Origin of the sequence: Haloplanus sp. C73 (assembly GCF_051195115.1) — an archaeon.
Taxonomy (GTDB): domain Archaea; phylum Halobacteriota; class Halobacteria; order Halobacteriales; family Haloferacaceae; genus Haloplanus.
On sequence record NZ_JBNTJZ010000009.1, the window covers coordinates 52,839 to 74,262 of the forward strand.

General features: G+C 68.2%; 21 protein-coding genes. 9 read left to right on the plus strand and 12 right to left on the minus strand.

Annotated elements, in window-relative coordinates; genetic code table 11:
* From ACQUSQ_RS14405 to ACQUSQ_RS14420, 4 genes are read left to right on the plus strand one after another with little or no spacing between them, the layout of a single operon-like run.
* Complete coding sequence (locus tag ACQUSQ_RS14405) at nt 1-960, plus strand: ABC transporter permease (protein WP_435070166.1); 960 nt, start codon at nt 1-3, stop codon at nt 958-960.
* Nucleotides 960-1,865, plus strand: a complete 906-nt coding sequence (locus ACQUSQ_RS14410) for an ABC transporter permease (RefSeq protein ID WP_435070168.1) — start codon at nt 960-962, stop codon at nt 1,863-1,865. The genes ACQUSQ_RS14405 and ACQUSQ_RS14410 overlap by 1 nt, the downstream gene beginning before the upstream one ends.
* Nucleotides 1,862-2,986: an ABC transporter ATP-binding protein gene (locus ACQUSQ_RS14415; RefSeq protein ID WP_435070171.1), complete on the plus strand. Its 1,125-nt coding sequence runs from the start codon at nt 1,862-1,864 to the stop codon at nt 2,984-2,986. Before ACQUSQ_RS14410 ends, ACQUSQ_RS14415 begins: the two co-directional genes overlap by 4 nt.
* On the plus strand, nt 2,983-4,092 hold the full coding sequence (locus ACQUSQ_RS14420; protein WP_435070173.1) for an ABC transporter ATP-binding protein: 1,110 nt from the start codon (nt 2,983-2,985) through the stop codon (nt 4,090-4,092). The genes ACQUSQ_RS14415 and ACQUSQ_RS14420 overlap by 4 nt, the downstream gene beginning before the upstream one ends.
* Before the next feature lie 30 nt (nt 4,093-4,122).
* Here ACQUSQ_RS14420 and ACQUSQ_RS14425 read toward each other — a convergent pair whose 3' ends face one another.
* Both ACQUSQ_RS14425 and ACQUSQ_RS14430 read right to left on the minus strand, forming a co-directional pair.
* On the minus strand, nt 4,123-5,724 hold the full coding sequence (locus ACQUSQ_RS14425; RefSeq protein ID WP_435070175.1) for a GTPBP1 family GTP-binding protein: 1,602 nt from the start codon (nt 5,722-5,724) through the stop codon (nt 4,123-4,125).
* Nucleotides 5,725-5,784: 60 nt separating this feature from the next.
* Nucleotides 5,785-6,255 (minus strand): J domain-containing protein, encoded by a 471-nt coding sequence (locus ACQUSQ_RS14430; RefSeq protein WP_435070177.1) that lies wholly within the window; start codon nt 6,253-6,255, stop codon nt 5,785-5,787.
* Between the two features lie 116 nt (nt 6,256-6,371).
* On the opposite strand from ACQUSQ_RS14430, the gene ACQUSQ_RS14435 reads away from it, so the two are divergent.
* Nucleotides 6,372-6,512 carry a hypothetical protein gene (locus ACQUSQ_RS14435; RefSeq protein ID WP_435070179.1) on the plus strand — a complete coding sequence of 47 codons (141 nt, stop codon included), beginning with the start codon at nt 6,372-6,374 and terminating at the stop codon, nt 6,510-6,512.
* On the opposite strand, the gene pyrF is transcribed toward ACQUSQ_RS14435, so the two are convergent.
* From pyrF to ACQUSQ_RS14465, 6 genes are read right to left on the minus strand one after another with little or no spacing between them, the layout of a single operon-like run.
* A complete protein-coding gene (pyrF, locus tag ACQUSQ_RS14440; RefSeq protein WP_435070181.1) occupies nt 6,509-7,318 on the minus strand; it encodes an orotidine-5'-phosphate decarboxylase in 810 nt (269 codons plus the stop codon). The two genes, ACQUSQ_RS14435 and pyrF, sit on opposite strands and share 4 nt — an antisense overlap.
* 24 nt (nt 7,319-7,342) lie before the next feature.
* Nucleotides 7,343-8,857: an amidohydrolase gene (locus tag ACQUSQ_RS14445; protein ID WP_435070183.1), complete on the minus strand. Its 1,515-nt coding sequence runs from the start codon at nt 8,855-8,857 to the stop codon at nt 7,343-7,345.
* A 25-nt stretch (nt 8,858-8,882) separates the two neighbouring features.
* A complete protein-coding gene (locus ACQUSQ_RS14450; RefSeq protein WP_435070185.1) occupies nt 8,883-9,005 on the minus strand; it encodes a hypothetical protein in 123 nt (40 codons plus the stop codon).
* A 60-nt stretch (nt 9,006-9,065) separates the two neighbouring features.
* Complete coding sequence (locus ACQUSQ_RS14455) at nt 9,066-10,895, minus strand: ribosome biogenesis/translation initiation ATPase RLI (protein ID WP_435070187.1); 1,830 nt, start codon at nt 10,893-10,895, stop codon at nt 9,066-9,068.
* A 2-nt stretch (nt 10,896-10,897) separates the two neighbouring features.
* Nucleotides 10,898-11,212: a hypothetical protein gene (locus tag ACQUSQ_RS14460; protein WP_435070189.1), complete on the minus strand. Its 315-nt coding sequence runs from the start codon at nt 11,210-11,212 to the stop codon at nt 10,898-10,900.
* Nucleotides 11,213-11,261: 49 nt separating this feature from the next.
* Nucleotides 11,262-13,355 carry an acetate--CoA ligase family protein gene (locus ACQUSQ_RS14465; protein ID WP_435070191.1) on the minus strand — a complete coding sequence of 698 codons (2,094 nt, stop codon included), beginning with the start codon at nt 13,353-13,355 and terminating at the stop codon, nt 11,262-11,264.
* Between the two features lie 153 nt (nt 13,356-13,508).
* On the opposite strand from ACQUSQ_RS14465, the gene ACQUSQ_RS14470 reads away from it, so the two are divergent.
* On the plus strand, nt 13,509-13,796 hold the full coding sequence (locus tag ACQUSQ_RS14470; RefSeq protein ID WP_435070193.1) for a winged helix-turn-helix transcriptional regulator: 288 nt from the start codon (nt 13,509-13,511) through the stop codon (nt 13,794-13,796).
* Here ACQUSQ_RS14470 and ACQUSQ_RS14475 read toward each other — a convergent pair.
* Nucleotides 13,793-15,664, minus strand: a complete 1,872-nt coding sequence (locus tag ACQUSQ_RS14475; protein ID WP_435070195.1) for a PINc/VapC family ATPase — start codon at nt 15,662-15,664, stop codon at nt 13,793-13,795. The two genes, ACQUSQ_RS14470 and ACQUSQ_RS14475, sit on opposite strands and share 4 nt — an antisense overlap.
* A gap of 60 nt (nt 15,665-15,724) precedes the next feature.
* On the opposite strand from ACQUSQ_RS14475, the gene ACQUSQ_RS14480 reads away from it, so the two are divergent.
* Nucleotides 15,725-16,804, plus strand: coding sequence for a M20 family metallopeptidase (locus ACQUSQ_RS14480; RefSeq protein WP_435070197.1), 1,080 nt, complete (start codon nt 15,725-15,727; stop codon nt 16,802-16,804).
* Nucleotides 16,805-16,816: 12 nt separating this feature from the next.
* Here the strand turns inward: ACQUSQ_RS14480 and ACQUSQ_RS14485 are convergent, their stop codons facing one another.
* From ACQUSQ_RS14485 to ACQUSQ_RS14495, 3 genes are all read right to left on the minus strand, one after another.
* Nucleotides 16,817-17,581 (minus strand): DUF4382 domain-containing protein, encoded by a 765-nt coding sequence (locus tag ACQUSQ_RS14485; protein WP_435070199.1) that lies wholly within the window; start codon nt 17,579-17,581, stop codon nt 16,817-16,819.
* A gap of 84 nt (nt 17,582-17,665) precedes the next feature.
* Nucleotides 17,666-18,220 (minus strand): hypothetical protein, encoded by a 555-nt coding sequence (locus ACQUSQ_RS14490; protein ID WP_435070201.1) that lies wholly within the window; start codon nt 18,218-18,220, stop codon nt 17,666-17,668.
* Nucleotides 18,217-19,545, minus strand: a complete 1,329-nt coding sequence (locus ACQUSQ_RS14495; RefSeq protein WP_435070203.1) for an NRAMP family divalent metal transporter — start codon at nt 19,543-19,545, stop codon at nt 18,217-18,219. The genes ACQUSQ_RS14490 and ACQUSQ_RS14495 overlap by 4 nt, the downstream gene beginning before the upstream one ends.
* A gap of 98 nt (nt 19,546-19,643) precedes the next feature.
* On the opposite strand from ACQUSQ_RS14495, the gene ACQUSQ_RS14500 reads away from it, so the two are divergent.
* Nucleotides 19,644-21,149, plus strand: coding sequence for a carboxypeptidase M32 (locus ACQUSQ_RS14500; RefSeq protein WP_435070206.1), 1,506 nt, complete (start codon nt 19,644-19,646; stop codon nt 21,147-21,149).
* 63 nt (nt 21,150-21,212) lie between these two features.
* Complete coding sequence (locus ACQUSQ_RS14505) at nt 21,213-21,398, plus strand: HVO_0416 family zinc finger protein (RefSeq protein ID WP_435070207.1); 186 nt, start codon at nt 21,213-21,215, stop codon at nt 21,396-21,398.
* Nucleotides 21,399-21,424 lie beyond the last annotated feature (26 nt).

Below are 21,424 nucleotides of genomic sequence, written 5' to 3' on the forward strand. Positions count from 1 at the left end.
ATGGGCGTTCAACGGTACGTCGCGAAACGGACGCTGCAAGCCATCTTGGTCATCTACGTCGTCGCGACGACGGTGTTCGTGGCCATCCGGTCCATCCCCGGCGACCCGGCGCGCCTCATCCTCGGCGGCGACGCGGACGCTGACGCCATCGCGGCCGTGCGCGCCGAACTCGGCCTCGACGAGCCGATGTACGTCCAGTACGCCCGCTGGATGGCCGACTTGGCCAGCGGCGACTTCGGGTCGTCGATTTACACGGGCGAACCGGTGCTTGCCCGCATCGCGGGCGCCGCCGAACCGACGCTGAGCATCGGCCTCGTCGGCATCAGTATCGCCATCGTCATCGCGATTCCGGCGGGCATCATCAGCGCCACCCGGCGAAACCAGTGGGAGGACTACGTCGCGACCAGCGTCGCATTCCTCGGCATCAGTATGCCGTCGTTCTGGATTGGCATCGTCCTCCTGCTCACCGTGGGAACGGTCATCCCCTCGATTCCGTCCTACGGCTACGCCTCGATTAGCGAGGGCGTGGTGCCGTGGTTCGCCCATGTCGTCCTGCCCGCGGCGGCGGTCGGCCTGCCGTACGCGGGAATCATAACCCGCATGACCCGGTCGTCGATGCTGGAGGTCCTGAGCGAGGACTACATGCAGACCGCCCGCGCGAAGGGGTTGTCGCCGCGGCTCATCCTGCTCAAACACGGGCTGCAGAACGCACTCTTGCCCGTCGTGACCGTCGCCGGCATCCTGTTTGCCCTCCTCCTCGGCGGCATCGTCGCCGTCGAGATGGTGTTCGGCATTCAGGGCTTCGGCCGGCTACTGATTCGCTCCATCGAGCGCCAAGACTTCCCCATCGTTCAGGGGTCGGTTATCGTCATCTCGGTCATCTTCGTGTTCATGAACCTCTTCGTCGACCTGCTGTACATGTCCATCAACCCCAAGATTCGCTACGGAGGTGAGGCCTGATGGGCGCCGACTACGGCGGCTACGGCGACGAGAAGACGGTCTTCGGAGTTCGCGTCGACCGGTTCGACCGCCTTCGCGAGACGCTCTCGGGCGACTACAAGGCCACCTTCGGGCTGACGACCGTCGTCCTGTTCGTCCTCGCGGCAGTCTTCGCCCCGGAGCTAGCACCGTACGACCCGATGGCCCAAGAGTTCGGACTCATGCAACCGCCATCGCTGACGAGCGCCCATCCGCTCGGAACCGATTCCTTCGGTCGTGACCTGCTCTCGCGGATGATGTACGGCGCCCGCATCAGCCTCGGCGTGAGCCTCGGCGCCGTGACTATCGGCGCCGTCTTCGGCGTCACACTCGGCGTCGTCGCCGGCTACTTCGGCGGATGGGTCGACGACGCGCTCATGCGCTTCGTGGACGTCCTCTGGGCGTTCCCGTGGCTCCTCATCGCAATCATGCTCGTTGCCGTGTTCGGTCAGGGCGTCTGGAACGTCATCGCCGCCATCGCCTTCGCGTACATCGACGACTTCGCCCGCCTCGCGCGCGGTGAAGTGCTCTCGATACGCGAAGAGGAGTTCGTCCTCGCGGCCAAAAACGTCGGCCTGACCGACACGCGAATCATGGTCGAGGAGGTGCTTCCCAACGCGGTGGCGCCCCTCATCGTCCAGTTTACCGTCCTCGTCGCGCGGGCGATGCTCGCCGAGAGTACGCTCTCCTTTCTCGGCATCGGCGTCAAGCCGACCACACCGACGTGGGGCGCGCTCCTCGGACAGGGACGGAGCCTCATCGGACAGGCGTGGTGGATTTCGATTATCCCCGGCATCGCCATCGTCGTGACCGTCCTCGGAATCAACCTGTTCGGCGACGCACTGCGTGACGCCTTCGACGTGCGTGGCGAGGGGGGGTCACCGTGACGCTCCTCGATATTGAGGACCTCGCGGTCACCTTCCCCGTCGAGGGCGGTACGGACGTCCCCGCCGTCGACAGCGTCGACCTGCAGGTCGAGGCGGGCGAAATTCACGGCCTCGTCGGCGAGTCCGGGTCGGGAAAGAGCGTCACCGCGCGCTCGATTATGCGCCTTCTCGACGACGCGGAGGTGTCCGCGGAGCGCTTCGACTACCGCGGGGAGGACCTCTACGCGAAGTCGGAGGCGGAGATGCGGTCGGTCCGCGGTGACGACATCGCGATGGTGTTTCAGGACTCGCTGTCCGCGCTCAACCCCGTGATGACCGTCGGCGAGCAGATTGCCGAGGTAGTCAGACACCACGGCGACGTCGACGAGTCCGCGAGTCTCCTGAGCGAACTCCGGCGCAAGTACGTCACCGGAACGAGCGAGTCCGCGCCGTCGTGGCGCCGCGCGGTCGAACTGCTCGAAACCGTCGGGATAGCCGACCCCGAAGACGTAGCGACGTCGTACCCCCATCAACTGAGCGGGGGCCAGCGGCAGCGCGTGATGATTGCGTCGGCGCTCGGTGGCGACCCCTCCCTAATCGTCGCCGACGAGCCGACGACGGCGCTGGACGTGACCGTCGAGGCCAGCATCCTCGACGAACTCCGGCGGCTCTGTGACGAGTTCGACGTGGCGATGCTCCTCATCACTCACGACCTCGGCGTCGTCTCCGAGACGTGTGACAGCGTGACCGTCATGTACTCGGGGTCGGTGATGGAGTACGGTCAGACCGACCAACTGTTCGAGAGCCCGGCCCATCCCTACACCAAGGGACTGCTCCGGAGTATCCCCGAACGGGCGCCGACCGAGGGCGAACTGACGACGATTCCGGGCTCGGCGCCGGAGCCGGCGGACCGCCCCACCGGCTGTCCCTTCCGCGACAGATGTCCGGCCGCGTTCGACGCGTGTTCCGAACCGCTTCCGGAGCACGTCGTCGAAGACGGCCACGTCACGCACTGTCACCTCTACACGGAGGGTGACGACCCCGGCGACGTGTCGTGGGACGCGACGATAGAGATGGACGGCGAGGCGACAGTCGACGAGGCGACTGACCGGACCACTGCGACCGAGGTGACCGACGGATGAGCACGAGCGACACCACGACCGACAGCCAGAACCGCCCGCCCGAACTCCTGAAAGCCACGAACGTCAAGAAACACTTCCCGCTGGAGGAGGGGCTACTCGACCGTCTGTTCGGGGAGAACCGGTCCGTCCGCGCCGTCGACGGCGTCGACCTGACCGTCCGCGCCGGCGAGACGGTCGGTATCGTCGGCGAGTCCGGGTCGGGCAAGAGCACGCTCGGTCGGACCGTCTCCCGGCTGTACGAACCGACCGACGGGAGCATCGTCTTCGACAACGAACACATCGAGACGTACTCGGGGCGACAGCTTCGCCCGATACGCCGACGGGTACAGTACGTCTTTCAGGACCCGATGTCGGCGCTCAACCCCCGCAAGACGGTCGGAGAGAGCGTCGCGCGCCCGCTGACGGTCCACGACATCGCCTCGGGGCCGGAAAAGTGGGAACGCGTCGCCGACCTGTTCGAGGAGGTGGGCCTCTCGGCATCACAGATGGGCGCCTACCCGCACGAACTCTCCGGCGGCCAGCGCCAGCGAGTCGGCCTCTGTCGCGCCCTCGTCACCGAACCCGACCTCGTCATCTTCGACGAACCGGTGTCGGCGCTCGACGTGACGCTTCAGGCGCAGATTCTGAATCTCATCAACCGGCTCCAGCGAGACTTCGACCTCTCGTATCTGTTCATCTCGCACGACCTCAACGTCGTCCGACAGGTGTGTGACCGGATTGCGGTCATGTACGCCGGCGAAATCGTCGAGCGCGGGCCGACCACAGACATCTTCGAAAACCCACAGCACCCGTACACGCGGTCGCTCCTCGATGCGATTCCACAGGTCGGGAGCGGAAAGCGCGGCGATAGCGAGCCACTCCGCGGCGAGCCACCGAGCGCGACGAACCCGCCCAGCGGCTGTCGGTTCCACCCGCGCTGTCCGGAGTTCATCGACGGGCGCTGTGCCGGCGAAGCGCCGTCGCTCCAGTCCGTCGACGGCGACGATTCCGACCACGAGGCCGCCTGCCACTGGCTCGACCGCAGCGCGGCGGAGCGGGCGAGCCACACCCCGCCGTCACGGTCCGAGCGCGAGATTATACAGGAATCGAGCAGCGACGCGGACTAGCACCGCGAGCGACGGGCCGACCTCGGACCGTCAGGAGACGTCGGTGACGGTGCCGACGCCCTTGCTCCGACCTTCGCGGAAGACGAAGCGTTGCCCCTCCTCGACGAGGTAGGGGCGGAACTTGAACTCGACCGACGCAGTCCCCCGGTCGCCGGGGAGGAGATGCCCGCCCTCGGGGCGGAAGACGGCCGCCTCGCTTATCGTTTCGAGATGGACGACGGGTTCGTAGCCAGTCCCGATGCGCGTGGGGTGGTTGAGTACCATCACCTCCGCCTCGAACTCGCGGACGGGCGTGGGGTCGGCGTCGGCGGGCACCAAGACCATCCCGCGTTCGATGTCGCGTTCGGCGACGCCCTTGAGCGCGATGCCGACGATGCGACCCGCCTCCGCCCGGTCGACGCGGTGATAGTGCATCTCGATGGAGCGGACCTCCACCTCGCGGAAGGCGCCGTCGGGCATCGGCCCGAGGAGGAGGTCGTCGCCCGCCTCGACGCTGCCGGAGTTGACCGTCCCCGAAGCGACGGCGCCGACGCCGGTGACCGAGTAGGTGCGGTCGATGTACATCCGGAAGTCGCCGTCGTCGCCGTTGGTTTTGGGCAGGCGCTCGAACAGGTGGTCGAGCGTGTCGAGTCCCGTGCCGGAGACGGCGCTGGTCCGCAGCACCGGCACCACGTCGCCGATTTCCTCGGCCGCGGCCCCGACGCCGTGGCGCTCGACGAGAAGCGGCGTCTGCTCGACGTCGCGCAGGAGTCGCTCCACCTCGCGTTCGACTTCCGCGACCCGGTCGTCGCTCACGAGGTCCGTCTTGGTGATGGTGACCATCGTCGGCAGTTCCGTCGCGAGCAGGATGCCGAGATGTTCGCGCGTCGTCTTCGTCGGGCCGTCGTCGGCGGCGACGGTCAACAGCCCGTAGTCGAGTTTCTGGCCGACCAGTCCGCGGATGGTCGTCCGAAGCCACGGTTCGTGGCCCACGGTGTCGACGAACGACACCAGTCGGTCCGCCTCCTCGACCACGCGGGCGCGGTCCGACTTCCGGTGCGGGTTGTCCATCCGCACCGGGCCGTCGTCATCGAAGCCGTACACCGCATAGGAGAGGTCCGCCGAGAGGCCGCGCTCTACCTCGTGGGGTTGGACGTCGAGATACGACCGCGTCTCGCCCTGTCCGTCGTCGGCCTGCCCGGTGACGAGCGACCCGACGAGCGTGCTCTTACCGTGGTCGACGTGGCCCGCCGTGCCGACGACGATGTGCGAATCGTCGGTGTCGAGGATGGCGCCTTCCCGAACCGTCGCGACGCCGACGAGTCCCTCGCCGTCTGCCCCGCCGACGCCCCACGTCTCGACGTCTTCGATGTGTGCGCCGGCCTCCTCGGCCAGCAACGACAGGACGTCCATCGATTCGGAGAATTCGGTGGGGGGGATGCCGGCGATGTGGCCGTCGTCGGTGACGCCGACGACGTAGGTGGCTTCGCCGTCGCCGGAGAGAACGCGATGGCGCAACTGCGCCGCGAGACTCTCCATCCGACCGTCGGCGAGATGCACCTCGCGCGAGAGGCGTTCCTTGAACTCGACTGGGCCGCCCTCCTCCTCGCCGTGTTCCAGGGCCGCTTCCAGCGCGGCCCGTTCGGCGGTCATGTGCCGCGGTAAGCAATCACACGACAAAACCCTTTCCGTCGTGTGTGTCTAGTTGTCACATTAGGACTGGAGACGTTCGTAGGCGCGGTTCACTCGCTTGAACGCCTCCTCGTCGCCGCCGTCGGTGTCGGGATGAACCTCCTTCACCCGCTCCCGGTAGGCGCGTCGAATCGCCTCGTCGCTCGCGTCCGCATCGAGTCCGAGGACGTCGTAGGCGTCGCGCCGACTCGGCGACTCTCCCGTGCCGCGAGTCCGAGTCCCGCCCGGGGCGGTTCGGCGTCTCGACCCGCCGAGGCCGTCGCCGGCGGTCCGTCGCCGTGACTCGCGTCGCGGCCCGCGCGTCCGCGCCTGTCGCCGGGCACGGGCCTCGATTCTCCCCGTCGCGTGTTGCCACATCAGATACGTCGTCGCCGCGAAGGGGAGCGCGAGAAACAGCAGGAACGGCTGGTAGACGAACGCCGCCGCTACGAGAACGACCGTCAGGCCGGCGAACACCGCCGCGAGTCCGAGAACGAGTCGGTCCCTGTCCACGCTCCCACGTGGGAGAGCCACGACTGTAAGCGTCTCGGGAATTCAGAGGGGTGTGCGCCCGCCAGTCACCTCGCGGCGCCCACAGCCTGAAACTATGGGAAGCCGAACGTGCCCGCATGAGCGTCACGTCGCTCTGTCAAATCTGTGAGTCCGCGACGGCGACCCAGACGTGTGACACCTGCGGCGCCGCCGTCTGTTCGGCCCACTACGACCGCCAGTCGGGACTGTGTGTCGACTGCGCCTCGGGGATGCGTTAGCGGAACTGGTTGAGTCGGCGCTGTAACTGCCGGGCCGCCTGTCCCGCCGCCCCGAAGTACGCCCCTTCGTCGTCGGGGTTCCCCTCGCCGGCGAAGATGATGCCCCGCGAGGAGTTGACGAGGCCGACGCCGTCGGCGAGGCCGTACTCCACCGCTGCCTCGGCGTCGCCGCCCTGTGCCCCCACACCGGGAACGAGGAACGGAATGTCCGGCACCTCCGCCCGAAGCGTTTCGAGTTCCTCGGGCGCCGTCGCGCCGACGACGAGGCCGACGTTCCCGTGTTCGTTCCACAGGTCGGCGAGCGCCGCCACCCGCCGGTAGAGGGGTTCGCCCGAGGCGAGTTCGAGGTCCTGCAGGTCGGCCCCGCCGGGGTTCGAGGTGCGACAGAGGACGAACACGCCCGCCTCCTCACGGGAGAGGAAGGGGTCGAGCGAGTCCCGACCCATGTAGGGGTTCACCGTGATGGCGTCGACGGTGTCGAGGAGGCTGGCGTACTGCCGGGAGGTGTTGCCGATGTCGGCGCGTTTGGCGTCCAGAAGGACGGGGACGTCTTTCCCGTGGGCGTAGGCAATCGTCTCGCGGAGCGCCCGCCACCCGTCGGCATCCTCGTAGAACGCGGCGTTGGGCTTGTAGCAGGCGGCGTGTTCGTGCGTCGCGTCGATGATGCGGCGGTTGAACGCCCACCGCGGCAGGTCGCGGTCGGCGAGGAAATCCGGAATCCGGTCGGGGTCGGCGTCGAGGCCGACGGAGACGACGCTGTCGACGCTGTCGATGCGCTCACGCAGGCGGTCGAAGAAGGCGGTCATGGAGGGTGTCGGCGGGGGGCGGACTTAGTGATTATCGTCGGCGGCGTCCGCCTCGTACACCACGCGGCCGTCGACGACGGTCAGCGCGACGTCGATGCTCGCGATGTCGTCCGGGCGGTCCCACGGCGACCCGTCGAGGACGACCAGGTCCGCGCACTTGCCCGGTTCGACCGTCCCCAGTCGGTCCTCGTCGAAGCCGGCGTACGCCCCGCCGAGCGTGTACGCCCGGAGCGCCTCGGTCACGTCGAGTCCCTGCGCGTCGGTGGGCGCGTTGACAGCGTGGTGGACGCCGTAGAGCGGGTTCAGCGGCATACCGTCGCTCCCGAACGCGAGGCGGACGCCCGCGTCGGCCAGTCGGCGGAGGCGGTTCGTCTCGGTCCGGCGCTCGCCTAGCCGGTCGGCGTACAACCCCGTCTCGCCCGCCCAGCGATGGAAGTTGGGCTGGACGGACGCGACGGCGCCGGCGTCGGCCAACCGGTCGATGGCCGCGTCGCTCGCGAGTTCGGCGTGTTCGATACGGTGTCGCGCGCTGGGGTCGCCCGCCGCGAACGTCTCGGCGACGGCGTCGACGGCCGCGTCGCCGATGGCGTGGGCGGCCACCTGAAACCCGGAATCCGTCGCCGCCTCGAACAGCGACCGGAACGCGTCGGGGTCGACGACCCACTCCCCGCGCTCTCCCGGCGCGTCGGCGTAGCCCTCGCTGAGGCGTGCCGTCCGCGCGCCGAGGCTCCCGTCGGTGAACGTCTTGAGCGCGCCGACCCGGACCAGCCCCGAGCCGTGATTGGTCCCCAGTCCCGCCTCGCGCAGGGCGTCGAGGTGGTCCGCCCAGTAGTTGAGCCGCACCCGGAGCGACAGGTCGCCGTCGCGGGCCAAATCGCGGTAGGCGCGGGCGGCCGCCGGCCGTCGAACCATGTCGTGAACGCCGGTGACGCCGCGGGCGACGGCGTGGCGCTGGGCCGCGCGAAGGAGCGTCGCCATCTCGTCGGCATCGGGTGCGAGCGCATCGAGGACCGCCGTCGCGTCGGTTTCGACGGCGACGCCCTCCTCGGCGGCCACGTCGAACCGGTCGAGCGCCGTCGAGTCCAGCGAGACGACGTGGAGGTCCTCGCGAACGGCGACGACCGGCCCCTCGGCGTCGATAGTGTCTAGGTCCTCGCGAGTGAGATACCCCGTTTCGTCCCACGCGTGTTCGTCGTAGCCGATGCCGATAACGGGGTCGCCGGGGGGAACGTCGGCGGCGCGCGCCTGCAACGCATCGAGGGCGTCGACGCGGCTCTCGGCTCCGGAGAGGTCGGCCTCGACGAGGCGGCGGCCGAGTACGTCGAGGTGGGTGTGGGCGTCGATAAAGCCGGGCAGGATGACTCCGCCCTCGCAGTCGACTGTCCGCGTGTCGACGCCGGCGAGAAAGTCGAGTTCGTAGGCGTCGCCGACGCGGACGACGCGGCCGTCGCGGACGGCGACCGCCTCGTGTGTTTCGTCGGGGCGGGCGAGCGTGTGGACCTCCGCGTTCGTCAACAGGAGGTCGGCGGCCTCGGTCATGGTCGTCCTGCCGGGGCCGAACGCGTTAACTTTTCGCTCGCTGGCGCGCCGCTCGGACGCCGTAGGCGACCATCTCGGCGGTGTAACAGACGACACAGCCGCGGAATCGGGGGCGGGTGGGGTCGTCGGCGTCGGTGGTGTCGCTCATAGTGCTACGTTGGTAGGGAGCGACATAAGCGTACAGCGGTCGTGTGCGGCGAGCGGACAATCAGGGCGCGTAGTAGTACTCGCCCTGCCGTTTCTGCTCGCGGTCGAGTTGGCTCTCGGGCTTGTTGATGCGGGGGCGGCCCGTTCGCTCGTCGCGGCGGAAGGTGATGTCGAGGTCCGCGAGGAAGTCGTTCATGCCCGAGCGCATGTCCTGCGGGGTGGAAGCGTGGCCGTGGGCGGCGGGTTCGCCGTCGAACACCATCAGCCGGTCGGCCAGCAGGTCAATCATGTAGATGTCGTGGTCGATGACCATCGCCGTGGCGTCGTGGTTCTCGGCGTAGCGGCGGATGGCGGAGGTGGCCTGCACTCGCTGTTCGACGTCGAGGTGGGCCGACGGCTCGTCGAGGAGATAGAGGTCGGCCTCTTCAGAGAGACAGGCCGCGATGGCGACGCGCTGGCGCTCCCCGCCCGAGAGGTCCGTCAACTGCTGTTCCATGATGCGCTCGAGTTGGAGCGGCTTGGCGATTTCCGTGTTCCAGAACGAGGTGCCGAAGTCGTCGGTAATCGAGGAGAGGAAGGTGTCGACCCGCATCGGCTGGTCGACTTCGACGTACTGCGGCTTGTAGGCGATGTCGAGTTGGAAGTCGAGTTCGCCCTCGTCGGGTTCGAGCGACCCCGCGAACAGTTTCGCGAGCGTCGACTTCCCGATGCCGTTCGGGCCGACCACGCCGAGCACCTCGCTCTCGTAGATGGTGCCGCCCTCGACGTCGAGCGAGAACTCGCCCTCGCCGTAGGACTTCGAGAGGTCGGGGTACTCCACCAGCGGCGTCCCCGACACCGACTCCCGGGGTGCGTGCTCCTCGAACGTGATTTCGTTCGGGCGGATGCGCATGTTCTCGTTGTCGAGATAGCCCTGCAGATACTCGTTGATGCCGTTGCGGACGGATTTGGGGTCGGTGATGACGCCGTACGCGCCGGGTTCGCCGTAGGCGACGTGGAGGCGGTCGGCGAGCAAATCCAGCACGGCAAGGTCGTGTTCGACCACGAGCATCGAGCGGTCCTCGTCCTCGGCGAGTTCGCGGATGAGGCGCGCGGCGGTCACGCGCTGGCCGATGTCGAGGTAGGGCGTGATTTCGTCGAGGAAGTAGAAGTCGGCGTCGCGGGCGAGCGTCGCCGCGAGCGCGACCCGCTGGAGTTCGCCGCCGGAGAGCGTGTCGATTGGCTGGTCGATGACCGGCCGAATCGAGAGCCGGTCTATCAGGTCGTCGACGGCGTCTCGCTCGTCGGTCTGTTCCAGCAGGGTTCGGGTCTTGCCGTCGAATCGGTCCGGGATGCGGTCGATGTACTGGGGCTTGCGGGCGACGCTGATGTCGTCGTCCATCAGGCGTTCGAGGTAGTTCTGGAGCGCCGTCCCGCGGTACTGGTCGAGCACTCGCTCCCAGTCGGGTTCGTCTTCGTACTGCCCGAGGTTGGGGACCATCTCGCCCGCGAGGGCGTGGACGGCCGTCGACTTCCCGATGCCGTTCGGGCCGAGCAGTCCCGTTACCGTGCCGGACTCGGGAACGGGCAGGCCGTAGAGCGAGAAGGCGTTCTCGCCGTAGCGGTGAACGGGGTCGTCGTTGAGTTCCGAGGGGAGGTTGATGATTTCGATGGCGTCGAAGGGACATTTTTCGACGCAGATGCCACAGGTCTCGCCCAGACAGAGTTCCTCGGAGATGCTAATCTGTTCGGGACCCCCCTCGTAGAGGTCGGGGTCGTCGTGGCGCTCTTCGAGCGTGACGATACACTCCTCGCCGGTCCGGTTCGGCGGGCAGAAGTTCGCACACTCGTAGTTGCAGCGGTCGGGTTGACACCGGTCGAGGTCGACGACCGCGATACTGTCGTCAGCCATGATTACAGGGAGGCGCCGGTGGTGAGGAGGATTGCGTAGGTGATGAACCAGAGCGTGAACGTCATGAACCCGATGTAGAGGTGGTCCTTCGCGCCGAACTCGCCAGTGTCGACGCCTATCGCCTTCAGAAGGGGGTACTGAATGGCGACAGCGGCCACCGCGGGCAGGACCGCCTGCGTGTTCGTGGCGGCCGCCGCGCTGGTTCCGACGATGACGGCGGCAGCGAGCGCCGCCGCGACGCCGCCGAGGCAGGCCAGCGTGGTGACGGTCACCCCGCGGACGTGCCCCGTGAGGCCGGTTTGCGTTTCCGTAGCCATACACGTCCTTCCGGCAGCGGGCATGAAAAGGGGTTCGATACCCGGGGCGTCAGTCGGTGCGGACGTACGCGTCGACACAGACGCTTCGCTCCGGGCGCACCATCACCGGGTTGAGGTCGAGTTCCGCGATGTCGCGGTGGGTGGCGACGAGATTTCCGACCTTCGTGATGAGATTGGCGAGACTGTCGAGCGACGCCTCGGGGCCGAACTCGTGTTCGAAGCGCGCGGGGATGTCGGTCCGTTTGAGCGCGCCGTAGGCGTCGCCCTTGCCGAAGGGCGCTATCAAGTGCGTGGTGTCCTGAAGTGCCTCGACCTGTGTCCCGCCGGAGCCGACGGTGACGACCGGGCCGAGGTTGGGGTCTTGGGACGCGCCGACGAGCGCCTCGACGCCACTCTCGACCATCTCCTGCACGAGGACGCCCTCGATGGTCGCCTCGGAGTCGTGTTCGAAGACGTTCGCGACGATTTCCTCGTAGGCACGCTGGGCCGCGGCGGGGGAGTCGACGCCGACCCGGACCGCGCCGACCTGATTGCGGTGGGCGATGTCGGGCGAGTCCACCTTCATCACCACGGGCGCCCCGATTTGGCCGGTGTAGCGGGCGGCCTCCTCGCTCGACCCGGCCGAGCGAGTGGTCGGCAGGTCGAGGCCGTAATCCTCCAGCAGGGTCGTCGCCCGCTCCCACGTGAGCGTGCTGTCGCTCGGGAGGTCGGAGTCGGAGGCGCCGTCGAGTTCGAAGGGCGGGCGCCCGACCAGCCGGTCCCGCGCCTCGTCGAAGTTGACGAGCGACGCCAAGGCGTCGATAGATTTCGTCGGCTCGTAGTAGAGGGGATACTCGGCGCGGACGCGCTCGTAGGGCTGGGGGTCCTCGAGTTCGTCCGGCTCCTTCCGGCCCGTCCACAGGAAGATGACGGGGTCGTCCGTCATCTCGCCGAGTTCGAGCAAGCGGTCGGCGATGGCGTCGGCGTCCTCGTCGACCATCGAGAGCCCGATGCCGAAGACGTAGGCGTCGAAGTTGTCGTCCGAAAACAGGACGTCGGCCACCTCGGTCAGCACCTCGGCGCCGGCCGCGCGAATGTCGACCGGGTTGCGGAGTTCGCCGAAGGTGAGCAGGTCGTCCATTTCGAGAAGCGAGTCCTCGGTGTCCTCGGCCAGTTGCGGGAGGTCGAGGCCCCGCTCCTCGGCCAAATCGGCGAGCAGGGTGGCGAGGCCGCCGCTCGTCGAGGCGACACACACCCGTCGGGAGTCCGGCGGGTCGAAGGCCGCGTGGGCCTGCGCTCGCGTCGTCAGGTCGGGGATGTCGGGCACGCGCTCGATGCCCGCCTGCCCGAAGGCGGCGTCCCAGACGGCGTCGTTGCCCGTCAGCGACCCGGTGTGGGACTCGGCGGCCGCCTGCGCCACGTCCGAACTCCCGACTTTCACCGCCAGTACGGGCGTGCCCGTCGCCACCGCCTCCCGCGCCACCTCGATGAAGCGTCGCGGCTCGGTCACGCCCTCGATGTAGGTGCAGATGACGTCGACGTCGGGGTCGGCGGCCATGTACTCCACGTAGTCGGCGAGGCTCTGGTCCACCTCGTTGCCCGTCGAGACGACATGAGAGAAGTGGGTGTCCTCGTCGGCGGCGTTCTCGTAGAAAGTCGCAAAGGAGAGGGCGCCCGACTGGCTGGCGAGGCCGATGTTTCCGGGTTCAGGTTTGCGAGAGCAGAGCCCGGTCAACACCGTCCCGGCCTGTGCGTTGGCGAGGCCGATGCAGTTCGGCCCCGCGACGCTGATGTCGTAGTCCGCGGCGGTGGCTTCGAGGTCCGCCTCCAGTTCCGCACCGCGCTCGTCGGCCTCGCTGAACCCGGTCGTGATGACCAAGGCGGCGGGGACACCGACCTCACCCGACTCACGTACTACGTCGACGACGTGTTCGCGGGGGACGACGACGACGACGAGGTCGACCACCTCGGGCAAGTCGGACACCGTGTCGTAACAGGGCCGTTCCCACGCCTCCTCGCGATTCGGGTTGACGAGGTAGACGTCGCCGTCGTAGCCATAGGAGAGCAGGTTGTCGGTGATTCGTGAGGAGTACCACGAATCGGGGCTGGCACCGACGATGGCCAGCGACGACGGGTCGAACAGTGGGTCGAGTTGCCGTGTCATACTCTAGCGAGTGCTGTCGTCCGTCATTAATCGTGGGTGTTGTGGCACTATTCGTGGCATCGGTGCGGCGAGGGTGGTACTTCCCTGACAATCGTGAACGACGATGCGCGGGTCTGTGAACATTTAAGCCCGTGGCCCTACTGATTGTGGATGATGGCTGGAACTGACGAGGAGGGTCTAGACGACCTTCCGCCGAGCGCGAAACTGGTCTTCAAGGTCCTCGAATACAACGGCTCGTTGACCCAGAAGGGGATCGTCGAAGAGTCGATGCTGTCGGCTCGAACGGTCCGGTACGCGCTCGAACGACTCGAGGATATCGGCGTCGTGGACGAGGACGTCTACTTCGCCGACGCACGACAGAATCTCTACCAGCTCAACGAAACGGCACTGGCCAAGGACGCCGATGCCGACGCCGAGGCGGCCTGCGTCGAGTGTGACTAAGTCGAAACGACGCGAATCTGCTTTTTCTCGTCGATAGCGCGTTCGAGTTCGTCCGCGATGGCGCTGCCGCGCGACACCTGAATCTCGCCGCCGCGACCCACCGTCGCGGTGAACAGATACTCGCCGTCGGCCCGAACTTCGACCGTCTCGCCGACTTCGGCCCCGCTGCCGACGTCGACGACGACGTGTCGTGAGGTGACTTCCGGCGTGACGACGGTGCCTTGGGCACCGCCGCCACCGCCGCTGCTACCGCTCTGACCGCCGCTGGCGCCGCTGGCACCGCCGTTCGGGCGCTCGCTCAGCGTCCGCACGTCGATGCTGATGCCGAGGCGGTCCTCGACGTCGCTGATTCGGCCGCCACCCTTCCCGATGACGTAGGAGATGTCGTCCTCCTCAACGTAGACGACGGCCTCGTTCTGACCCTTCAGTTCGACTTCGACATGGCCGCGGGCGATGGAGCGAATCTCGCGCTCGACTTCCTTGCGCGCCAGTCGGGAGACGCCCGTCTCGGACGAGCCGCCCTCGTCGAGGGGGACGGTGACAACCTGTCGGTTGAAGGTGTAGATTTCGTAGGCGGGCGTGCCGGTTTCGAAGTCGGAAATCTGGATGACCGGGCGGGCGAGGTCCTCCGCGGTCAGCCCCTCGGGGACCTTCACCTCCGTCGTCACGTCGTAGACGGTGTCGACGCGGCCGTCCTCGATGTAGACGACGGTGTCGACCACCTGCGGAATCATGCCGAGTTCGACCCGGCCGACGAGTCGCTGGAGGGCGTCGATGGCGCGGGTGGCGTGAACCACGCCGACCATGCCGACGCCCGCGAGGCGCATGTCCGCGAAGACTTCGAAGTCCTCGGTTTTGCGCACCTCGTCGTAGATGGTGTAGTCGGGACGGACGAGAAGCAGGGAGTCGGCCGTCTTGGCCATGTCGCCCCCGAGAGCCGTGTACTGAGTGATGTCGGGGCCGACCTGCAGGTCGCGGGGCTTCTCCATCGTCTTGACCGCGTTGTCGTGGTCCGCGAGGAACTCCGCGACGGCCTGTGCGAAGGTGGACTTCCCGGCGCCGGGCGCACCGGAGATGAGGACACCGCGCTGGCGTTCGAGTAGCCGGTCTTTCAGGTCGTCGGCGAACTCGTAGTCCTCGAGGTCCGTCTTGACGATTGGCCGGACGGCGGTGATTTCGAAGCCGTCAGAGAACGGCGGACGGGCGACGGCGATGCGGTAGGAGCGATACTGGACGATGGTCATGCCCGGTTCGTCGAGTTCGACGAAGCCGTCGGGGCTGGCGCGGGCCGTCTCCGCGATGTCGTGGGCGAACTCCTTCATCTCGGCTTCGGTGGTCACTTCGTCGCGGATGACCTGATAGTGCATGTCGCCGATTTCGCCGCGTTTGGCCTTCGGCTTCGACCCCGTGCGGAGGTGGACGCTCATCGTCGTGTCGTCGAAGAAGGACTCGATTTGGAGTCCCTCGGCGTCGCGCCCGCGGGGTTCGACGTACTCGACGGCGAGGCCTTTCGCGCGACTCACCTCGGCCTGCACCACGTCGCTCGTCAGGAGGGTGGCGTCGAGTTCGGCGGCCACGTCGCGGACGATGGCGTCGATTTCGCCCTCGTCGGCGTCGCGTTTCTGCCCCGCGTTGGGGCGGCTTCCGTGATATTCGACGCTGATGGTTCCGTCCTCGGCCAGTTCCACGAGTCGCTGGAGTTCTTCGATGCCGTCCCAGCCCGTGTCGTGGCCCTCGTTGGCTTGCCACTCGAGTTCGCCGACGACGGCCTCGGGAACGACAATCGTCGCCCCCTCGTAGGCCTCGGATTCGACGCGTTCGGACACGCGGCCGTCGATGACCGCGCTCGTGTCCGGTACGATGTTCATACACGAATTCGGGGGGCGACACGGAAAAGGGTATTCAAGCGGCGCCCCCTCAGACTGGCCATGAGCGAGGTACTGGACCTGACGCGCCGACTGGTCTCGATTCCGAGCCACGACGACGAGCGCGCGGCGGGCGAGGCGATTGCTGACTGGCTCCGCGAGGAGACGGCGGCGACGGTCCGACACGACGACTCGGGCGTGATTGCCCGCCGCGGCGACGGCCGGGAGTCGCTAGCGCTGGTCGGCCACCACGACGTCGTCGCCCCCGCAGACGAACAGGTGGCGGACGACGGCTACGTCGTCAGGGAGCGCAACGGCCGCCTCCACGGCCGCGGCACCGCCGACATGAAGGGGAGTCTCGCGGCCGCGATGCTAGCCTTCCGCGACGCCGACCCGTCTACCGAACTCGTCTTCGCTTCGTTCGCCGGGGAGGAGCAGGGCGGCGTGGGGGCGCGCGCCGCCATCGACGCCGGGTTTGCCCCCGACTACGCCGTCGTCGGCGAGGGGTCGACGGGCTACTCCGCGCCCGGCGTCACGGATGTCGCCGTCGCGCACAAGGGCCGGCGGGGAAGCACGCTCGTCGCCACCGGCGAGAGCGCGCACGCGAGCGAACCGGAGGCGGGCGAGAACGCGGTGTACCGCGCCTGCGACGCCGTCGATATCGTCCGCACTCTCGACGCCCCGGAGACGACGGTGCTGGGGCGAACACTGACGGGGAGCGTCGCCGTCACCGAAATCGAGGGCGGGACGGCGTGGAACGTCATTCCCGAGCGGTGTTCGGTGACCGTCGACGAGCGAACGGTGCCGGGCGAGCGGGCCGACTTGGCGCGCGCCGAGGTGCCCGGCGTCGAGTGGGTGGTCGACCAAGACCTCCCCCCGATGGCCTGTGACGACGCGGACTTCGCGGAGACGGTCCTCGACGCGGCTCGCGAGGCGCAGTCGGGCGCGCCCGAACACGTCGCCAAGCCCCACGCGACTGACGCGGGGTGGCTGGCGGCGGCGGGGACGACCTGTGTGGTCTGTGGCGCCGCCGAACCGGGCGAGGCGCATACGGCCGAAGAAAGCGTCAGCGTCGAGGTACTAAAGCGGTGTGAGCGCATCTACCGCCGCGTCGCCGAATCGGTCCCCGGCGACCGGGCGTAGGCGTCGCCGGCCTCAGGTCGCCGTCTCGTTTCCGTCCGGCGTCTCCGGCGTCGCCGTCTCGGTGGCGTCCGGGGTATCAGAGTCGTCCGAGTCGTCCTCCTCGACCTCCTCGACGTCGACGTCCTCTCCCGCGACGCCGCTTTTCCCGATGACGGGCAGGAGGTTGTACTCGCCGCTCTGTCCCTTCTTGACGACGTTGATGTCGAAGACGAAGTCGAGTTCCGCGTCCGGCGCGACTTCGAAGGGCCGGACGATGCGCAGACGGTTGCTCGGCACCATCACGTCGACGTCCTCGCCGTCGACGACGCCTTCCGCACTCGCCACGCGGAGTTCGATGCCGGAGTACCGGCCCGCTTCGAGTTCGCTCTCGAGTACCGAGACGGCCCGGTCGCCCACCACCTGCGTCAGGTCGACCGTGACGTCGTCGAGGTCGAACTCGACGAACCCGCCGGACTCGTCGTCGTCCGGCGTCGATTCCGTTCCGGTGACCGCCGCCGAGGTGACTTCTTCGTCCTCGTCGGCCCGGAAGACGCGGGCGGAGGAGAGGGTCACGTCCAGCGAGTCGAAGTCGCCGATGGCCGCCGGCTGGTCGCTGATGAGGAGTTGGAACGTCCCGAGCGCACCGCTCTCGCTGTCGTCCGTCTCTCCACCGCTACCGTCACTGCCGCCGCTACCGTCACCGCCATCACCGCCGCCCCCGTCACCGCCACCGGAACAGCCGGCGAGCGCCGTGGTTCCGAATCCGGCCGCCGTCGCGACGAAGGTTCGTCGTCTCATGGGCGTGCCTCCCGTGTGTGTCGTCGCTGTCTCGATAGCATATCCGTCTCTCGGGGCCTGCCGGGGATACGTCTGGTGGCCGGGTCACTCGCCGTCGAGTTCGAGCACCCGGTCGACGCGCCGGCGGAAGGCCGTGAGCGTCCGCCGTTCGACCTGCGAGACGGGGTCGTCGCCGTCGAGGGCGTCGGCCTCCAGCGCGTTGAGAACGGCGACGTCGGCCCCCTCGCAGTAGTCGAGCAGGCGGTCGGGGTCGGCGTCGGGATGCTGGAAGGGGATGGTGGCGTCGTTGACGAACACCGCCCGGGGGTCGGAGGGCGCGGCGTCGAACAGGCGCGCCGCCCGGCGGGCGTTGTCGTCGGCGAGAGCGAGCGCCGCGTCGTCGGAGTCTGCGGTCGCTCGGGGCGCGTGGGCGTCGAGGACGCCCTGCCACGCGTCGGCGGGCGGCGTGACGAAGCGGTCGAGGCGCCCGCCGAGCACCTGCCCGTCGCGTTCGAGTTCGGGTGCGAAATCGAAGACGACGACGCCGTCGGGGCCGTGGCGGTCGACCCAGCGCGTCAGCGTGCGCGCGGTCAGGCGCGTCTTGCCGGCGTTCGAGGGGCCGACGACGAGCGTCGTCCCCGACAGCGGAACGTCGGTCACACGACCTCTTCCCGGACGAACTTCCCGAGCAAGACGACCATCGCGAGGCCGAGCGCGACGGCGAACGCGAGGACGAGGCCCGAGAGGGTACTGACGCCGCCGGTCACCTGCGAGCGGACGAAGTTGGCGGCGAGGGTTCCGGTCACCAGCAGGAGCGCGACGCCGCCGACGTTCGCGAGCGTCGAGTTGCGGTCGGGGACGGCCTCCGAGTTCAGCAGGTAGAGGACGATTGCGATGGCGAAAGGCGTGCCGACGGTGCCGAGCGCGAGGACGAGGACGAGTTGGCCGAGGACCGCGCCGCCGATGAAGGCGCCGGGGGCCGAGAGGAGCGCGACGACGACGAGCAAGCCGCGGTAGCGCGAGTCGTCGATGGTCGTCCCCCAGCCGAGTTTGTCGGCGAGGAGGAAGGGCGGGACGATGGTGTTACCGCCGAGGGTGGAGACGGCGGCGCCCCAGAGGCCGAGCAGGAACAGCCACTTCGCGCTGGGGCCGACCAGCGGGCCGAGCGCCTGCGCGGCGCCGACGGTGGAGAGGTCGGCGGAGGTGAGGACGCTCGCGGTGACGAGGAAGATGGCGAGGCTGTAGACACCGAAGGCGACGAGCATCGACGCGCCGATGTCGACCGACGCGAGGTCGTAGTCGTCGCGCGTCCAGCCACGCGAGCGCATCGTGTAGGAGTGCATCGTGATGAGCGTGATGTGGACGGCGCCGCCGAGGATGCCCGCGGCGACGAGCGCGCCACCCGAGGGAACGCTCGGGACGAGGCCAGCGACGGCGGCTCCGGCGTCGATGGGCACGACGAACAGGCTGGCGACGAACGCGACGACGACGAGCGCGACGAGGAGTTTCGCGCCGACTTCGAGGAAGCGATAGCCGCCGCCCGCGAGGCCGACGGCGAGGACGAGCGCCCACACGACGCCCCAGATGCGCGCGTCGATGCCCGTGACCGTCGACGAGACGGTGGCGACGGTTTTCATGATGACCAGTTGGGCGACGCCGGCGGCGATGACGGCGTCGGCGACGAGCAGCCACGCCCACCACTCGCCGAGGTGGTCCTCGACGACGGCGACGATACCCTGCTCGGTCAGGAGGCCGAGGCGCATCGCGAGATACTGGGTGAGCGCCCCCGCGCCGGCCGAGAGGACGACCACCCAGAGCAGTTGGTAGCCAAAGAGCGCGCCGGCGGTGACGAGGCTGGCTATCGTGGCCGGTCCGGCGGCGATGGCGCTGGCGACCCACGACGGCCCCATCCCGGAGAGATAGCCGCCGAGTCGCGTGCCGAGACCCGAATCCGAGGTGGACCGGGCCGTGTCGTTCGTATCCATGCCACCCGGTCGATGCCTCGCCCGTATAGGTGTTACCACTCCGTGGTAGCACTGACTGTCGGCGCGAGGTTTAGTACCGTCCGGCGCGACGGGTGGACATGAGCGACACCACGACCGCGTACGACGACCTTCTGACCCACGTCGGGCGGCTGACGAACGTCTCGTCCGCGCGGGAAGTGCTCTCTTGGGACCAGCAGGTGATGATGCCCGAGGGCGGGGCGCCCGCCCGGTCGCGCCAACTCTCGACGCTGTCGGCCGTCCATCACGACCTGCTCACCGACGACGAACTCGGCCGGCTGTTGGACGAACTGTCGGTCGAGACGCTCGACGACGACCAGCGAGCGGTCGTCCGCGAGGTGCGGCGGGAACACGACCGAGCGGTTCGGGTGCCGACCGAACTGGTCGAACGGATTTCGGCCGCGTCGTCGGAGGCGCTGACCGCGTGGCGCGAGGCGAAAGCCGACGACGACTTCGAGGCGTTCGCGCCGCATCTCGACGAACTGGTCGGCCTGAAGCGGCGGTACGCCGACTACGTCGACCCCGAGCGCGACCCCTACGCGGTGCTGTTCGAGGAGTTCGAGCCGTGTCTGCCCCTCGCCCACGCCGAAGACGTACTGACGACGCTCCGCGATGCGGTGGTGCCGCTAGTCGCGGAGATTCGCGCCTCGGAGGCCGACCTCGCGACCGACGCGTTCACCGCCCACGCACCCTTCGACACCGACCAGCAGGAAGCACTGATGCGGACGGCGCTGGACCGCCTCGGCTACCCGTGGGAGCGGGGACGACTCGACACGGCGCCCCACCCCTTCTCGACGGGGACGCCGTTCGACGCGCGGGTCACCACGCGATACGACGAGGCCGACCCAATCGGCGCCCTGCTGTCGACGATTCACGAGTTCGGCCACGCAACCTACACCCTCGGCCTGCCGGACGAGGCGTACGGAACGCCGCTGGGCGAGGCGCGCGACCTGTCGATTCACGAGTCACAATCGCGGCTGTGGGAGAATCACGTCGGGCGGTCGACGGCGTTCTGGGAGGGGTTCGTGTCCGACGTGTGTGACGCCTTCCCCGCCGTCGGCGATGTGAGCGCCCGCGAGGCCTACGAGGCGGTCAACGCAGTCGACCCCTCGAACCTCATTCGGGTCGAGGCGGACGAACTCACCTACCATCTCCACATCGTCGCCCGATTCGAAATCGAGCGCGACCTGATTCGGGGCGACTTGGACGTGGCCGACGTACCCACCGTCTGGAACGACAAGATGGCGTCGTATCTGGGGGTGCGCCCCGAGACGGACGCCGAGGGCTGTCTGCAGGACATCCACTGGGCACACGGCAACTTCGGCTACTTCCCCACCTACTCGCTGGGGAGTGTCGTCGCCGCGCAGTTGTTCGACGCGGCCACGAGAGACATCGAGGACCTCGACGACCACGTCCGACGGAGCGAGTTCGACCCGCTCCACGAGTGGCTGACCGACCGCATCCACCGCCACGGCAAGCGCTACGAGACGGACGAACTCGTTCGGCGGGCGACGGGCGAACCGGTGGCCGCCGACGCCTTCGTCGAGTACGCGCAGGCGAAGTTCGGCGACCTGTACGGGCTGTGAGTGGTGTGTGAACGTTACACTAACCAGTACGACTAAGTAGTGGTATGTCGTACCATGGCATGTATGGCAGCCGGACCCAGCGAACACGACGACGAACTGTTCGACCAGTTCCTCGCGGACAACGGCCACGAGACCACACCGGTACGCTGGGAGCGGTCGTATAACAAGCTGCAGTGCCCGGACTGTGGGGCGCTGCACGACGAAACCGCGGCCGACTGCTCGGTCTGCGGCTGGGACCCCGCTTCGTAGTTCCCCGAGCCACGCCGTTTATACCA

What these genes read in the sequence shown, in the direction of transcription:
- ACQUSQ_RS14450 (WP_435070185.1), bottom strand. Translation starts at nt 9,005, where the DNA reads ATGAGCGACACCACCGACGCCGACGACCCCACCCGCCCCCGATTCCGC.
- pyrF (WP_435070181.1), bottom strand. Translation starts at nt 7,318, where the DNA reads ATGACCGCCTTCTTCGACCGCCTGCGTGAGCGCATCGACAGCGTCGAC.
- ACQUSQ_RS14455 (WP_435070187.1), bottom strand. Translation starts at nt 10,895, where the DNA reads ATGGCTGACGACAGTATCGCGGTCGTCGACCTCGACCGGTGTCAACCC.
- ACQUSQ_RS14480 (WP_435070197.1), top strand. Translation starts at nt 15,725, where the DNA reads ATGAGCGAGGTACTGGACCTGACGCGCCGACTGGTCTCGATTCCGAGC.
- ACQUSQ_RS14435 (WP_435070179.1), top strand. Translation starts at nt 6,372, where the DNA reads ATGAGCGTCACGTCGCTCTGTCAAATCTGTGAGTCCGCGACGGCGACC.
- ACQUSQ_RS14465 (WP_435070191.1), bottom strand. Translation starts at nt 13,355, where the DNA reads ATGACACGGCAACTCGACCCACTGTTCGACCCGTCGTCGCTGGCCATC.
- ACQUSQ_RS14500 (WP_435070206.1), top strand. Translation starts at nt 19,644, where the DNA reads ATGAGCGACACCACGACCGCGTACGACGACCTTCTGACCCACGTCGGG.
- ACQUSQ_RS14425 (WP_435070175.1), bottom strand. Translation starts at nt 5,724, where the DNA reads ATGACCGCCGAACGGGCCGCGCTGGAAGCGGCCCTGGAACACGGCGAG.
- ACQUSQ_RS14445 (WP_435070183.1), bottom strand. Translation starts at nt 8,857, where the DNA reads ATGACCGAGGCCGCCGACCTCCTGTTGACGAACGCGGAGGTCCACACG.
- ACQUSQ_RS14470 (WP_435070193.1), top strand. Translation starts at nt 13,509, where the DNA reads ATGGCTGGAACTGACGAGGAGGGTCTAGACGACCTTCCGCCGAGCGCG.
- ACQUSQ_RS14405 (WP_435070166.1), top strand. Translation starts at nt 1, where the DNA reads ATGGGCGTTCAACGGTACGTCGCGAAACGGACGCTGCAAGCCATCTTG.
- ACQUSQ_RS14505 (WP_435070207.1), top strand. Translation starts at nt 21,213, where the DNA reads ATGGCAGCCGGACCCAGCGAACACGACGACGAACTGTTCGACCAGTTC.
- ACQUSQ_RS14485 (WP_435070199.1), bottom strand. Translation starts at nt 17,581, where the DNA reads ATGAGACGACGAACCTTCGTCGCGACGGCGGCCGGATTCGGAACCACG.
- ACQUSQ_RS14495 (WP_435070203.1), bottom strand. Translation starts at nt 19,545, where the DNA reads ATGGATACGAACGACACGGCCCGGTCCACCTCGGATTCGGGTCTCGGC.
- ACQUSQ_RS14410 (WP_435070168.1), top strand. Translation starts at nt 960, where the DNA reads ATGGGCGCCGACTACGGCGGCTACGGCGACGAGAAGACGGTCTTCGGA.
- ACQUSQ_RS14475 (WP_435070195.1), bottom strand. Translation starts at nt 15,664, where the DNA reads ATGAACATCGTACCGGACACGAGCGCGGTCATCGACGGCCGCGTGTCC.
- ACQUSQ_RS14460 (WP_435070189.1), bottom strand. Translation starts at nt 11,212, where the DNA reads ATGGCTACGGAAACGCAAACCGGCCTCACGGGGCACGTCCGCGGGGTG.
- ACQUSQ_RS14420 (WP_435070173.1), top strand. Translation starts at nt 2,983, where the DNA reads ATGAGCACGAGCGACACCACGACCGACAGCCAGAACCGCCCGCCCGAA.